The 13,965-nt window shown below is 58.8% G+C and carries 12 protein-coding genes; 7 read left to right on the top strand and 5 right to left on the bottom strand.

The features are described 5' to 3' along the window. Nucleotides 1–476 (top strand): alpha/beta hydrolase family protein (locus P0D96_RS40395; RefSeq protein WP_408319411.1); only part of this gene is annotated, 476 nt, incomplete at its 5' end. 421 nt (nt 477–897) lie between these two features. On the opposite strand, the gene P0D96_RS40400 is transcribed toward P0D96_RS40395, so the two are convergent. Next, nucleotides 898–2,082: a hypothetical protein gene (locus tag P0D96_RS40400; protein ID WP_408319413.1), complete on the bottom strand. Its 1,185-nt coding sequence runs from the start codon at nt 2,080–2,082 to the stop codon at nt 898–900. A gap of 645 nt (nt 2,083–2,727) precedes the next feature. Here P0D96_RS40400 and P0D96_RS40405 point away from each other — a divergent pair. From P0D96_RS40405 to P0D96_RS40420, 4 genes are all read left to right on the top strand, one after another. After that, nucleotides 2,728–3,504, top strand: a complete 777-nt coding sequence (locus P0D96_RS40405; protein WP_408319415.1) for a fucose-binding lectin II — start codon at nt 2,728–2,730, stop codon at nt 3,502–3,504. Nucleotides 3,505–3,678: 174 nt separating this feature from the next. Further along, nucleotides 3,679–4,668 (top strand): fucose-binding lectin II, encoded by a 990-nt coding sequence (locus P0D96_RS40410; protein WP_408319417.1) that lies wholly within the window; start codon nt 3,679–3,681, stop codon nt 4,666–4,668. 550 nt (nt 4,669–5,218) lie between these two features. Beyond that, nucleotides 5,219–6,310 carry a hypothetical protein gene (locus tag P0D96_RS40415; protein ID WP_408319419.1) on the top strand — a complete coding sequence of 364 codons (1,092 nt, stop codon included), beginning with the start codon at nt 5,219–5,221 and terminating at the stop codon, nt 6,308–6,310. A gap of 670 nt (nt 6,311–6,980) precedes the next feature. Continuing rightward, nucleotides 6,981–7,352: a YciI family protein gene (locus P0D96_RS40420; RefSeq protein WP_408319421.1), complete on the top strand. Its 372-nt coding sequence runs from the start codon at nt 6,981–6,983 to the stop codon at nt 7,350–7,352. A 357-nt stretch (nt 7,353–7,709) separates the two neighbouring features. Here the strand turns inward: P0D96_RS40420 and P0D96_RS40425 are convergent, their stop codons facing one another. After that, nucleotides 7,710–9,566 (bottom strand): SagB/ThcOx family dehydrogenase, encoded by a 1,857-nt coding sequence (locus P0D96_RS40425; RefSeq protein ID WP_408319423.1) that lies wholly within the window; start codon nt 9,564–9,566, stop codon nt 7,710–7,712. Nucleotides 9,567–10,131: 565 nt separating this feature from the next. Further along, the gene (locus P0D96_RS40430) at nt 10,132–10,518 is read right to left on the bottom strand and encodes a response regulator transcription factor (RefSeq protein ID WP_408319425.1); all 387 of its coding nucleotides are present in this window, start codon (nt 10,516–10,518) and stop codon (nt 10,132–10,134) included. A 226-nt stretch (nt 10,519–10,744) separates the two neighbouring features. On the opposite strand from P0D96_RS40430, the gene P0D96_RS40435 reads away from it, so the two are divergent. Both P0D96_RS40435 and P0D96_RS40440 read left to right on the top strand, forming a co-directional pair. Next, the gene (locus P0D96_RS40435; protein WP_408177956.1) at nt 10,745–10,987 is read left to right on the top strand and encodes a hypothetical protein; all 243 of its coding nucleotides are present in this window, start codon (nt 10,745–10,747) and stop codon (nt 10,985–10,987) included. 625 nt (nt 10,988–11,612) lie between these two features. Next, nucleotides 11,613–12,338 carry an SDR family NAD(P)-dependent oxidoreductase gene (locus P0D96_RS40440; RefSeq protein ID WP_408319427.1) on the top strand — a complete coding sequence of 242 codons (726 nt, stop codon included), beginning with the start codon at nt 11,613–11,615 and terminating at the stop codon, nt 12,336–12,338. 197 nt (nt 12,339–12,535) lie between these two features. Here P0D96_RS40440 and P0D96_RS40445 read toward each other — a convergent pair whose 3' ends face one another. Together P0D96_RS40445 and P0D96_RS40450 are read right to left on the bottom strand one after the other, a co-directional pair. Further along, nucleotides 12,536–13,006, bottom strand: a complete 471-nt coding sequence (locus P0D96_RS40445) for an ASCH domain-containing protein (protein WP_408319429.1) — start codon at nt 13,004–13,006, stop codon at nt 12,536–12,538. Between the two features lie 132 nt (nt 13,007–13,138). After that, nucleotides 13,139–13,648: a GNAT family N-acetyltransferase gene (locus P0D96_RS40450; RefSeq protein ID WP_408319431.1), complete on the bottom strand. Its 510-nt coding sequence runs from the start codon at nt 13,646–13,648 to the stop codon at nt 13,139–13,141. Nucleotides 13,649–13,965 lie beyond the last annotated feature (317 nt).

A 13,965-nucleotide genomic window follows, 5' to 3' on the forward strand; every position in this document is an offset into this window, starting at 1 on the left:
GGCGGGTGGACTCGCCGGCCGTGGCACATGCTGCCATGCAGGCAGCCGTCGCAGAGGCCCGCCGGCGGCTGCCAGCCCTGCCGCTCTTCGCGGGCGGCAGGTCGTTCGGCGGCCGCATGACGTCCCAGGCCCATGCCATCTCCCCGCTCGACGGCGTGCGTGGCCTCGCTTTCGTCGCGTTCCCGCTGCACCCCGCGGGCGCGCCCGGCGTGGAGCGGGCACGGCACCTGGCGGACGTCACGGTGCCGATTCTCTTCCTGCAGGGCGCGCGCGACAAGCTGGCCGAGCTTCACCTGCTGAGGTCGGTCGTCGAGACGCTGGGGCCACGCGCCACGCTGCATGTGGTGGACGACGCAGATCATTCGTTCCACGTGCGCGCGTCCTCCGGCCGGACCGACGCGGAGGTCGTGCTCGAACTGGCACGGACGATGTCGGCGTGGTTCTTCGCCGAAGGAGAGTTCATGCCCGTTACCTGAGCAAGCGCAGGAATGCTTGTAGGAGAGTCGGGACGGCGAGCCGGCGAATTCGCCGTGCTGCACTCGCCCGCTCAATCCCTTCGCTATCCGCAGATGGTCTGTCGCATAGCCACGATAAGCGACGCCTGTCGCGTCAGCGACGTTTTCCCAGTGCCGAGTGAGTGAATTTGTCAGAAACGCCTGTGGTGATCCGCCCCCGGAGATCGCGGAGAGCATCTGCTTTGATTTGGCCGGCGCCGATCCGTGAGTGACCGCTTTGGGATGCGGGCGGAGCCAGACTGGCGGAGCGTCGACCGACGCGCATTGGCCGGTCACTGCCCGACGCGGTCGCCCGAAACCGACCCCTTTGCGCCGTTCTTCGCGTTGTTGGACGGGCGGCCGTCTTTTGCTCTACAACGGTCGGTCGCGCCGACTTCATCGGTCAATAGCCACGCACGAAAGGCACAAGTTTCTTGACCACAAAATGGTTCGGCCGCCACCCAGAGAAAAGCTTGTCGATAACAAAGCTGTCCGCGCCTCCCGCGACTAAGCCGGCGACGGGATTTACAAACCCTAGCGCAGTAGTCAAAGCGTATCGTAGGGTCTTGCCGGCAGTGCCTTGAATTAAAGGTTCCGATGTAATTTCGCGAACGTAAGCGCGGACCAAATTCTCGTCGGGATTCACTGCTCCAAGCCAGTTTCTGAATCGACCACCTTTGTCAAGCAAACGAAAGAAGTCATCGATCGACCGCTCTCCTGCATCAATGGCTTCTGACAAACTTGGGGAATCGGGGAGAATGACGTCAATAAATTGTTGACGCGATTCTACGTTTAGTTGCGAACGACGCAACACTTCTGAGTACCGCGTACGGATGATCGCTGACGTGACAGCCGAGGTAACGAAGTCGCCGCCGTAGTATGAGGCCATCGCGAGATCCGCCCGAGCATCCAGAATGTTACTCAAAAGGTGCGCAACGGTGACGGGTTCCAATGGCGGCACCATATCTGCCCGCCGCTTGTTAATCGCATCGAAGTCAATGTTCGAGAAGGCGCAATAACCTTGCTCCGTGCGCATTAGCTCGAACTGCAAACCGTCGTCTAATGTTTGTCCATCTGACGAAGCGGCGATCGCTTGCCGAATTGCATCCCGTACGAAATCTGTGTCGGATAGGTCGAGCCTCGCTGCTGCCGGAATGCCACCTTTTACAAAATGGTTTCCGGTGTACTTGCGCATAGGAATGCGGCTAGTGAACCACTTCGAAAACTCCCTAGCGACTTTTCTCGGCGTGCCTTGGCGTTCGAGCTCATATGCCGTTCGTTCTTCCGGCGAATTGAGCTTCGTGCTTTGGTCGCCACTTAGCGAGAACGCGACATAGTCGTGAAACTGGGTGACCCCCACAGACTTAGTATGCGTGCCGAGATTCTCTTCGCAATAGACAGCTGACAATTCCGGCCGCTTTAACAGCAACTTGAGATTATCGATACTGATCTGTTTGACCAATTGGAACAGCGTGCCGCGGTCGATCACGACATGCACTTTCTGATAGTAAAGTAGCGACTCTGCTATTTGACCAGCTGTTACCGGTGCCCCCCCTTCAGCCCTTCGCAGAACAACGTGTTCGAACATGGATTCCCCTCAACTCGGCTTGGTATCGTTGGAGAGGAATTTTATCCGACTAATCGTTTGGTCTATGACGCTATTGGCGAGCCAAATCTGCGAGCGGCCGATGTTGAGGAAGGAAGCGACGTCCAATTGTCCCCCTGAGCACTCGCGCGAAGGACTGAAGCTGGCCGGGTGCCGCCTTATGCAATAGACATACGCAGCCAGAACTCCCAAAGGCTGCGATCGGCAGCACGCGACCCATCTCTGCCGTTCGACGACAGCGTGCCGCTTTGTCTCTTCTTGCACTGAAGCGGTCATGCGCGTCATCGATCACGACCGAGCTAATTCGAATCCTGACGCCCTGCTGTCCTGGGCGGGCGATTTCCGTCTGTACCTCACCCCGCCTATCGATGGCGTTGGGCGGGATCTACTTCGCGCGGTACGGTGTAGACGACGTCACGACGCGCTCCGCCCGTACCGGCTTCCATATACCACTTTTTGGCAATTACAAGCGATCAATCCAGGTAGGCTCTTTTGTCAGACGAATACGATAATCTTCGCGATCAAAGGATCTGCAACTTCACTCATGGCGTGACAGCAATCGCACGGCAGGCTTTTTTCAACTCAAAAAGTCAGCCTCCGCGTGTATTCACTAATCAGGAGATGGATATGGATTCGAGCACTATTTCTTTCAAGGCAAGTAACGGATTATTTGTTGGCAGAGATGAACGCACGAACATGATCTTGGCCACAAAGCCAGGCGTGGATTCTTTTTGCAAGTTCACGGTGCAAGTGGTAGCGCCGGGCAAGATCACGTTGCTTGCGGATAATGGGCTTTATCTCTCGAGGATCAGCGGCCTATTTCCACATTCAAGCAACGACTGTATTCTGGCCAAGAAAAAGAGCGTCGATGAGTTTTGCGTGTTCTCATACCAGTACGCCCCCGCCTCTCCATCTTTAGTGCTGCAGGCGGATAACGGACTCTATATCTCCGTTGGGTCAAATCAGGACGTTGATAACGCCCTCATTCCGGGAAAGAAGGATATCGATCCATCTTGCTACTTCCAGTTGATTGGATCCATTCCCGGCTCCAACGTCCGGGACGGTACCTTCAAACTTCCGCCGAATAAGAGGTTTGGCGTGACCGGGCTCGTGAACTCGGCCGCAGCTCAGGAAATCGCCGTCTTCATCGGCGACAATCCGAAGCCCTACACGCTGACTGGCAAGCCGGGGACTCAGGATGGTCAGATGGGCACCGTGATCCTCGAATCCGACAGTACCGGCGTTGTTCGCCTTACCGTGACGGCAAACGGCAGGCAGTCGAAGGTGATGTCGCGTCAGGTCGACCTGAATCAGACAATCTACTTCGGCCTCCTCGGATCGGAGGATGGCACCGATAACGACTACAACGACTGTCTCGCGATTCTCAACTGGCCTCTTGGGTAGTCACCCAAGCTCGCAACGTGGCTCCATTCATAGCAAAGGCGGCCTAGGCGCAAATATCAACATTGATAGCTATGGCATTGGCATCGATACGCCAAGTTACAGGCGTCCGAATGGAACATCAACCGTGCCATAACATTCACATCATTCTCCTTTCAACAACCTTGTGGGTGCAAAATGTCTGGCAATCTCTTATATGGCGATACACTGTATTTATCAAATCAAGCCACCTTTGACGACCCGAAGGCCCCCGGCTATTATTTGGACGTCTATGGGGCCCTGCCATCCGATGGCGGAGTCGGCGCTGTATACGCCGCGCAACCATCGAAGCGAAGCGGAAAATCTGTCACTTGGAAAATACAGCCTGTCGACCAAACAAAAAACGGAAAGCCAGTAAAGTCGGGCGACGCAATCGTTTTGCGAAGCATGCTGGAAGACAATGAGGAAGCCGTCCTTGCCACTATTGATGGCAAGACTGTCCCAGTAAATGAAATCCATTGGGTAGGCGCAGTTCAAAAAAATAACACTTCAATCGATGCGAGATCGAAGTGGAAAATCGGACATACGAATCAAGATGGCTCCGCGCTGAATGATGAAGGTACGCCGCTGAACGACGGCGATACCATCTACCTGTCCAACTGTGCGGACAACGGGTACCTCGACTCATATGACCGCGCTGGTGTTGAGGGCGAGGCTTATTGCGTCTTGACGTCGTCGACGCTACCCAGAACATACGTCGGTAATTACCATACCACCTCATGGAAGGTCATCAAGGCGGCATCGGAACAGGCCGGTGGTGACGGCAAGGGTGATGGGGGGGAGCGGAATGGGATATTTAATCTGCCGCCAAACACAGCGTTTGGCGTAACAGTGCTCGTGAATTCAGTTGTCGTGCAGACGGTCAGCGTTTTTGTGGATGACGCCTCGAAGCCCAGCGCTACATTCACGGGTTCGGGCACGAAGGACCGAAACCTCCAGACCCAGATTCTGAACTCGGGGAAAGGGAGTGTCCGGGTTATCGTGGAAGCTAACGGGAAGCAGTCCAAGCTCGGATCAAGGCAGGTCGATATTTTTCAGAAGGCCTATTTCGGGCTGGTTGCGTCCGAAGATGGGACCGACAACGACTACAACGATGGTCTTGTAATACTGAATTGGCCGCTTGGTTGATATAGGCTCCTAGGCAGCGCGTCCCGAAGTGGTTAATCGGAGTGGTTAGTATTTCTAAGTTATTGAATTTAAATGGGTTGATTCGGCCTGCAAGCCGTTTAGGCCGGGTCAACCCAGCTCGACCTTCACGCTGGCAAAACAACTTCGGACGTCCCAGTTCGACCCGATGCGCCAGTCGCCGCATCGCGCGCTAGCGCCGCGCTCCGAAGTACAGCAGTCATTCGCGGCCGAACGCCTGCGCTGGAGCCGTTCTCTGCCCGGGAGTCCCGACTGGCGGGCCGTCGCCTGTGCAGAATACCCGTTTCGCAAAACAGCGTTCGATTTATCCCGCAGCAACGAGTATTCGAAACTTTGTTCGTAAGGTTATGGTCCTCGCCATTCTCAGCGAATGTGCATCCCGCTCGCCGTTATCGAGCCGTTCTCAATTAATGTGAGCCCGTTCTCACGTAATGTGGTCCCGGGCGCACCGATATTCTCAGCGAATGCGGTTCCGAAACGTCGCTGTTATCCACTACAACCCGCTTGCTTTGCCCAACGCACGGAGATTGACATGACTACCCCCGTTAAGTATGGCGACACGTTCAGATTAAAAAACTTGTCCGGTGCGAAGAATCTGTACCTCGCCCCGGATATCTCCCGCCCGATTGGATCTGGGGAAGTAATCAACTACCCACTCCAGCCAGTAGCGCTGGGAGTCCTTCCAGATGCGTCTTATCTATTTCAGGCCGCTCCGGACCCACGTCACACGCCTAAATTGCCAGGCATGCCAATCGAAGCGGGCGACGTATTTTTTCTTTCCACCACTATCAATGGGAAAACTTATTACTCATGGACTGCCGGGTGCGTGACGACTGGCGAGAATAGGCTAGGGCCTGACAGCGGATATGCCATGCTTCAGAGCTTCTACCCTCCAACCCCAAGTGGATCGGAAGGATGGCCGGCGCAGATCAATTCTTCAACAAGCATAGATGGCAACGGCAACAGAGTGATAGAGGGTGCCGGCTCTCCGATTACTTACGATCCCAACTGCCTTGTTAGTCCATCTACCTTTCAAAACGGCTTGCCAATTAGGCTCAAGGCGGACCTACCCTTCGCCGGATCACTATATTTCAGCCCGGATCTGATGACGAGGGACGTGAGTTGCTGGTGGGTTTTCGAAAACCCGTCCGCTGTCGCCGGTCCGACGCCGACCCCGACCCCGACCTCGACCCCGACCTCGACCCCGACCTCGACCCCGACGCCCACCCCGACCCCGACCCCGACGCACACTCCTCGGACCGGACGGCAATGCTGCTGGGATGTACCTGCGAATACCACGCTTTATGTTGCCGCCGCGAATACCGAGCAATGGGCCAGGACGGTGCATGTATTCATTGACGGAAAGGAAGTGCAGCCGATCTCGCTGCCAGCGGGCAGCAACGGCCTGGTTCGCGTTTACAAGACCGGGCAGACTCCGCCGTCGAATGGCAAAAATGGATTTTGCATCAGTGTCGAGGACAGCCAGACTGGCCAGATGCTGTTGGAATGGTATCCGCCGGTGGCCATCGGCAAGGGTCTCTTCGTGAACATCGGCGCTGAGAAAGACTATCAGCAAGAAAGCGGCTATAGCGACGCGGCGGTTTGTGTTTATTGGGCACGCTGACGGTCGCTCGGGTAGCGACTTGTCTGCTGGTGCCACCAGTAGCGCGACGGTTTCCGCGACCGTCGCGCGATGGACTGCAGCTCCGTTGGTGTTCGATAATTCTGATCAGAAGCCTGGCCGAGGGCCGCTCTCGCATCGGATGCGCCGGTTTCTCGTAAAGTGAATCGATATAGTCGCCATGCTCGGGCATTGCCTTCGTGCCTACACGGATGAAGCCAAGCGACTCATAGTAGGCACGTAGCTTGGCGTTTCGCGCGTCGCATCCAAGTCGAACGAAACTGCGATTCAGTATGCTCAGCTGGCTGGCGCACCAATCAAGCTGAAGCGGCCAAGTCCATGGCCGTTACCATAGGCTGCAACCAATGGCGCCCCTCGCTTTGCGCAGATCCCCTTCAGCACCACGACGCGCCCAGCGGCAAGGCTACCGGTCTAGGTCCGCTGTTTGATGCGGAGCGACCACTCAAATGACTGTGTCGTGCTGACAGTGACCGACTGCTCATGGCCGAATACGCCCTCACGCTACCCGCATGGGCGGCACCGGCCTCGGCAGTCGGCATTACGCGGTTCAAAGCGAACAGGCTGGCGAGACCCGCGAAAATCTTTTCGAGAAAAATGTCGATTTTCGATCATCAGCTTCGTCGTCAGTGTATGCCTACCCAACGGAGCTCCTATGAAATACCTCGGCTTGGCCTACTTCACCCCTGAACAATTCGCCGCCATGGCACCGGACGACGTCAAGGAATTGGTGAGCCAATGCCCCGCATTGGACGAGAAGATGCGGGCTACCGGCAAGGTTCTGATTTCCGCGTCGCTTGGTGATTTGGACAACTGGCAGACGCTTCGCCCGAGCGGCGGCAAGACACACGTCTCTGATGGACCTTACACCGAGTCGAAGGAAGTGGTGGGCGGCCTGTTCGTCATTGAGGCGGATGGCCGCGACGAGGCGTTGCGCCTCGCGTCCATGCATCCGGCCGCTACGCTGGGCGAAGAAGGCGGATGGGCCGTCGAGCTTATCCCCTTGGATTTCTACCTGGCCCGTTGAGGGCTTGGACGCCCCTCTCAAGAATGCGTTGGCGCGCCACAAACATCTTCACGGCGGCGGGAGCCGTCATTGCGATGACTACTTCTGTCCGAGCGGCAACGCCTGTAATCGACCCGAAGCTGCCAGCCGGGAGATTGGCGCGAACGTCGCGTGTCGGGCTCGAAAGTGACGGCCAACATCGATCAAGGTCGTTCGCTGATCACCTTATGAAGCGCTTTCCGGCGTGCCTCGCATGTCGGGGAGTGCGCGCCGTGTGTCGCCCAGCGCGTGTGAGCGATTCCCGTCATACCCTCGAAATGCGCTTCGTGCACCTGCGCGTGGGCCCGAGCGCGTCCGTCAGCATGTGCGAGCCTCCTTCTACGTTCCCGTCGATGCGCCGAGCGCCGCGAAGTGCAACACCCATTCCCTTTGCCCATCGACATCGATCAGAGCCGCCGCTTCGTCGTCGTAAAACCCGCCCACCGGGCAGGCGGCCAAGCCGTGGGCAACCGCGCCTAGCAGCCAGCGCTCGCCCAGTATCCCCGCCTCGAGAAAGGCATGGCGATATCCACGCGCACCTTCCGCCAGCATGTGTGCGCGATCGGCGGAAAGCACCAGCACTACTGCGGCGTTGCCGATCACATCCTGCGACAACGCGGCCGCCTGAGCCGCAGCGGCGGAATCGCTGTCGCGCACGCGTACCAGCGCGTGCTCAGGCAGGTAGCGATACACGCCCGGCCGGAGCCCTGCGACACGATTGACGACCAGATTGATGTGGATGGCGCCCGATAGCTGGGGCGCCAGCGCCATGTCGGCCAGCATCGATGACATCGTCGCGAGCGGCACCGCATCGTCGAGGAAGCGCCGCTGGCTCCGCCGTTGGACTATCGTGTCGGTCACCCCTGCGGCGGCGGGCTCAGGCGCCGGTAGCGCGATGTGCCCGGCGCCCACCTCGTCGGGCAATAGCTGCAGCGACGTGGCCCGGTGCACCATGCCTGTCACGCCGATTGTCAGGCCGGAGGGTACCGGCGGCGCTGCGAAGCGCGCGCGCAAAGCTTCGCCGGTGGAGTCCACGGCGCTGGCCGCGGGCCGCAGATCCATGATGGCGAGCACGCCTTCCTCGAGGCCATCAACACCGATGGCCTTGGCGGCCAGGATCTCGTCAAAGCGCGCGACGAGCGTCGCCCGCATTCCTGCCTGATGCCCCGCGAGCCGTAGATTCTCGAGCAAGTGGCCAGCGTCCGCAACCGCATAGCGGTAGGCCCGGTCGCGGTACTTGTAGCCGGTGCGGCGGAACACCGCAGTCAACACCACGACCGCGTCGGCGCCGTCTGCCTGAGGCGCGCCGAGCGCGGCCCGAGCAGCGCCCAGCGCGTCGAGCCGATTGTGCTCCGGGTCGTAGTGATAAAGCCCGGCCGGCAAGCCCTCGACCTTGTGTGCCAGGACATAGAGCTCACTGGGAAACAGCGCGCCGGAAGATGGCGAAGCGCGCAACGCCAGGCCGCCGCGCCACGCCGTGATGCCGGCCGAGAGGTATAGCATCTCGCCCAACTCGGCAACGCTCAGGCTCCGCTTGCGCCACGAGGGCGCGCGCAGCGCGTCGCTCAGGCTGCGCTTGTGGGTCCTGTCGCGCGCGAGGGCGATGTGCGGCACGTCGGGGTAGCGCTTGAAAGCGGGCGGCGGTGCACCCCATTCGACCCCCGGCGCGCGCTGGAACACGCGGCTGCGCGACTCGGACGAGAATTCGTGATAACGGGCCACGGCATCGACCGGGCCAGATCCGGCTTCGGCGGCGTTGGTCCAGCGGACGGCGACTTCGCTGGCGCCGTGACGCGTGCCGAGGAAGAACGCCATGCCGAGAGCGGCGAGGACGGTCAGCACCTTGCCGACCGCGACCGGGCCGTGCCAGCCACCGCGGGTGGACTGCTGCGCTGGTTGGGACGGTGCGAGCCGCAGCCAGCGGAACACGGCCGGCAGGTTGAAAACCAGGTGCACGGAGACAAGCAGCAGCGTGCAGTAGCCAAACAGGTAGTGCCAGTCGAACACCGGCAACTGCTGATTGGCCACCCAGAACACACCGAGACTTGCCGTCGTCAACAGGTAGGCGATCAACAGCAGGCTGGTTTGCACATTGAGCGCCTGACGCGACGGTGTCCGTCCGCGCCACGTCGACACGGTGACATACAGTGCGTACATCGAAAGCGGCAATAGGACCCAAATAATCTTTGAAACCATGTCCTGACACGCCTTGCTGGAATGTGGAACGCGACGGAGCCTAAACTCTATCCTTGTCCGCCTGGCTAGGCTACAGGCTGTCAAGCCGCCGAAAGAGATTGATCCAGCCAAAATTGCGTTCGACGAGCGCGTGCTGAACTGTTCACGATTACGTGGGAAATCGTTACGTCGGTTATTCGTACCGAAAAAGCGGCGCAGGGAAATGCAAAGCAAAATGAAGTCCGGTAGACCGGCGCTACTCGTGGCGTCCAGCCGCTCACTCGATTTGATACCGGCACAGCATTGTTGGTGAGCCAATGTACAGAACCTATGCCAACGGTCCGACCCGCTCTCGAAACTTCCGAGCAACGCCTCGAGCGGCAGGTGTTGCACGGACTCCGGCCGTTCAACGCGCAAAGTCGAAAGGCAGAAATTGGACAGTTGCTGGCTCATGCGATGGGGGTAGCTCGAAACCGGTGAGCAGGCGATCGGCTGCACCCGACCCTTTTCGGACGGCCGCCATCTGGGCATGTATGGTTGGATTAAGCTTTGTATCGGACATTCAGCCGCAGCTGGGCGAAGCGCTTTATGGCAGTACGGGTAGCTCTAGCGCTTTTTCCACAGCCCTAATCAATGCGGCGCCGTCCAACGGCTTTTTCAGGTAGCCTGCCGCACCTCTCGCGAAAGCCTTCTTGCGGACGGCCGGATCGTCGTGCCCGGTCATGAAGATGATGGGCACACCAGTCGGAGCCAGGCGGCGCTGCAACTCCAGCCCGTCGATCCCTGGCATCTGGAAGTCCACGATCACGCAGGCGAGGTGGCACGAAGGTCCCGACGATGGCGTGCTCAGAAATGCCTCGCCACTGTGAAAAGTCTCCGCCTCTACCCCGAAAGAGTGCAGCAAACGCTTGAGGGCGCGGCGAACTGATTCGTCATCGTCGACCACCGCTACGATTCGATTGAAGTTGACCATTTAACGTCGCGATAGCCGTTTGTAGCTGCAGCGTGACTGGGGATCAGTCGATGCACTCCAGGGCTTTGATGCACCGCCAGCACAACCGGTAGCGCAACTCAATCGACTATATTCCAAAGGTCTGACAGACGCCTTACGCGCCACGGGTAAACTGTTGTGCGAGTTAAACCCGTCTGCGAATGACGCTTCGTCCGATAAGATTGTTTATACGTTTTGCGAGGACGCAATGACATCAGACTTCGAGGCAACAGTCGTCCCAGGCGGAGAATCGGCCGGGCAATTCGACGCCGCGTGCGACTATGTGCGTAACATGGCGCAAGCGCGCTGCGCAGCCGTGATCGTTATCGACGGCGAGTTGGGATCGGGCTATTCCGTGATGGGCCCGCTTGAAGCGCAGGTACTCTTGCCAGACATATTGCAGAAGATGGCAGATACCTTGCGCGGCCAGCTCGCGAAAAATCTGCAGTAACTAGCGGGTCTCCCCGCCTCGCGAGCAGTTCAAGCGGCCAATCGCGATGGGCCGGCAGTGCTAGCGTAGCGGCCCTTCGGGTTAGGGCAGCGACGGTCGCCTCATGGCCGAACCCGGAAGTTCGTCGTCAGTCGACAATCGATCTCGCCGACTCAGCTCCGAACTTCCATGGACGACCCACTGCCGACGGCCACATTTCTCCAAAGCGGTCGTTCAAGCGCCGCCACTGTTTGCCAAGGGACGACCTCATGACAACGCCGAGGTGCACTCACTGCACCCCGTGCAAGAGCGCAAGACGCGACGCGGTCTCTTGGATAGCCAGAGAGCCTACAAAGGCCGCTTCGGGTTGAAAATCCATCCTTCGCGGGCTGCCGGCCGGCCCCGCGGCGCAGCGGGTCGTCCATCAGCTTGATGACTGGCCCCCATGTCGCTTGCTCGGCGGCATTGTATTGGAAACGCACGACGACGAGCACGTCTTTGCGGATCGCCACCTTCTCGTAGACAATGCGTCATTTGGGCGTCAGACGGGCGGGCGCTAGGAAGCCGGACCTGCCTAGCTCACAAGAAAACTTCCATGGCGCACAGTCGTTTGGTCGTCGCAGCGATTAATCAATACGGGATGTGAATGGCAACCTCTAGCGAAAAATCTTCGGGACAAGCACGTTACGCGAGCTATCCCAGTCTAGTAGACCGGGTCGTGCTCATTACCGGCGGCGCGAGTGGCATTGGCGCTTCGTTCGTCGAGCAATCGCTCGGTAACGCGCGCCATAAACCGTTCTTCGTCGCCTGCGACGTCACCGACATTCCCGCGTTGCACGCGGCCATCGCCGAAGTGCGGGCAGCATTCGGACCGATCGAGGTGCTCGTGAACAACGCGGCGAACGATCGCCGCCACGCGCTCGCCGACGTTACGCCCGAGTCGTTCGATGCAGGCGTTGCAGTTAACGTGCGGCATCAGTTGTTCGCAGCGCAGGCCGTGGTCGAGGACATGAAGGCCGCACGCGCGGGCTCGATCATTAATCTCGGCTCGCATTGCTGGATGCTCAAAAGCAGCCAGTTCCCGGTTTACGCAATGAGCAAGGCGGCAGTACAGGGCCTGACGCGCGGGTTCGCCAAGGACCTCGGCGCGTATGGGATCCGCGTGAACACGCTCGTGCCGGGCTGGGTGTTGACTGAGAAGCAGCGCAACCTGTGGCTCACCGACGAAGGCCGCGAAGAGATACGACGCGGCCAGTGCATCGACGAGGAAATGGAGCCCGGCGATCTCGCGCGCATGGCGCTCTTCCTCGCGGCCGACGATAGCCGCATGATCACGTCGGAGGATGTCATGGTGACGGGTGGCTGGTCGTAATAAGGCCGATTCTCGCCCGGCGGTTTCGCCCATTGACGAGCGGTAGTGGCATGGCAACTTCCGAGGAAAGGTTGGCCGATGGTGGAAGCGCGTTCGCGACCTCGCGCAACCAAGCGAGGCCTCGAAGATTGTCGACGATTTCACCCGGATCGTCGACTGACCGCTGATGGCCGGCACCTGCCTTAGGTTCGAGAAGGTTAGTCTGCTGGAGCTAATACGTGAAGCACCTCGAAGCTCTCACATACCAAGGGCATCGATTGATCGGCAACCCGGCCGATACGGCGGCATTCTTCGGTAAAGAAGCGCCAGTGTTCCGCTTGCCAATATTGTAGCGAGAGATCTCCTTCGCCTTCACTCGCCGCGAAACTCGCGGTTATGCGATCGAAGGGCACGATCTCCAGGTTGATAGTTCGTCGAACCAGGACCGGACGCTCATGCCAATCAAGTACGATCTCGATGTCTCCGACCTTTGGAATTACCGCGCTCTCGTAGTGCCACGACCACAGAAGACTGCAGGTTCCGCGCTTGGTACCGGCCACAATAAGAGCAATGAGTGAAGCTGACTGCTCCTCCGAATCGCCAAAACTGCCGATTCGAACATCGCCGGTGGGCAGCGAAACACCATGGGCGGACAACTCCCGGATAAGATGTTCTACGGTCAATTTCATTTGATCGCATGTGCGATAGAGCTGCAGCCAACCATGAGGAGCCGTCTTTTCCGAATCCGACGGTACTAACCGCAAGATTGTTAACGATTCGGGCGGCGCTGTCGACTCACCGAAACTGGCAGGAGCGCCACCTCATGCGTCGGGCATATCTCCGGCGATCGGGAGTTGCCTTCCCATCTCGAACGCACGAAGTTCGTAGCCAAGTTCCTGGTACAAACCGACCGCCTGTTCATTAAACGCCCACACGGTCAGTCTCATATCGTTGGCACCGTTTTTTCGCGCCCACTCTTCTGCAAGTTTCATCAGCGTGCTCCCGACGCCGCGTCCCCGCAGTCGCTCCAAAACAGCGACTGAGCCAATGCGGCCGACGATCAACGGTTGCAACAATGGACTAATCGGCTGGATCACTTGAACTGTGATAAAGCCGACCGCCGTGCCGCTATGCTCGGCAAGGAACATGGCTCGATCTTCACCCTGGAGGCTAGAGAGCCAGTGCGGTTTGTCTCGAGCGAACTCCACAGTGGCGTTTGCGTAGATCTCGGGACGTACTTGGTGGTGAACCGCGTTCAAGATTTGCCCCAGTTCGCAGACAGTCAAAATGTCGTCGATACTTGCGCGTCGATAGCTTATCGGCTCGGTCATATTCGGCTCTTCGTAGTGGAAAAAATAAAAAAGGCGCCGTAGGCGCCTTTGGTCGTTTGCACATGGAGTTGGACCGGTGAGGTCGAATTCCCTGCTATGGACGTAACGAACCACGGCGCACTGATTTGTGGCCGTGGTGATGAGATTGGTTAGGGACGTTATGGGGTTCCATTTGGCTCATGTTGGCACACTAATCTAAATTTGTGAACCCGCGGACGTGACCCGACAGCCAGGGCGCGCTCGTGGGCACCCCAACAACCGCCACAAATCATCGATTGTCGACAATCTCCGCGCCGCTGCCGACCGGCCGTTCATGG

It is taken from the genome of Paraburkholderia sp. RL17-347-BIC-D, from assembly GCF_046027915.1.
Taxonomy (GTDB): domain Bacteria; phylum Pseudomonadota; class Gammaproteobacteria; order Burkholderiales; family Burkholderiaceae; genus Paraburkholderia.

Excerpts from the sequence above, each read along its gene's own strand:
- P0D96_RS40440 (WP_408319427.1), top strand. The coding sequence starts at position 11,613 with ATGGCAACCTCTAGCGAAAAATCTTCGGGACAAGCACGTTACGCGAGC.
- P0D96_RS40425 (WP_408319423.1), bottom strand. The coding sequence starts at position 9,566 with ATGGTTTCAAAGATTATTTGGGTCCTATTGCCGCTTTCGATGTACGCA.
- P0D96_RS40405 (WP_408319415.1), top strand. The coding sequence starts at position 2,728 with ATGGATTCGAGCACTATTTCTTTCAAGGCAAGTAACGGATTATTTGTT.
- P0D96_RS40430 (WP_408319425.1), bottom strand. The coding sequence starts at position 10,518 with ATGGTCAACTTCAATCGAATCGTAGCGGTGGTCGACGATGACGAATCA.
- P0D96_RS40415 (WP_408319419.1), top strand. The coding sequence starts at position 5,219 with ATGACTACCCCCGTTAAGTATGGCGACACGTTCAGATTAAAAAACTTG.
- P0D96_RS40400 (WP_408319413.1), bottom strand. The coding sequence starts at position 2,082 with ATGTTCGAACACGTTGTTCTGCGAAGGGCTGAAGGGGGGGCACCGGTA.
- P0D96_RS40435 (WP_408177956.1), top strand. The coding sequence starts at position 10,745 with ATGACATCAGACTTCGAGGCAACAGTCGTCCCAGGCGGAGAATCGGCC.
- P0D96_RS40445 (WP_408319429.1), bottom strand. The coding sequence starts at position 13,006 with ATGAAATTGACCGTAGAACATCTTATCCGGGAGTTGTCCGCCCATGGT.
- P0D96_RS40420 (WP_408319421.1), top strand. The coding sequence starts at position 6,981 with ATGAAATACCTCGGCTTGGCCTACTTCACCCCTGAACAATTCGCCGCC.
- P0D96_RS40410 (WP_408319417.1), top strand. The coding sequence starts at position 3,679 with ATGTCTGGCAATCTCTTATATGGCGATACACTGTATTTATCAAATCAA.
- P0D96_RS40450 (WP_408319431.1), bottom strand. The coding sequence starts at position 13,648 with ATGACCGAGCCGATAAGCTATCGACGCGCAAGTATCGACGACATTTTG.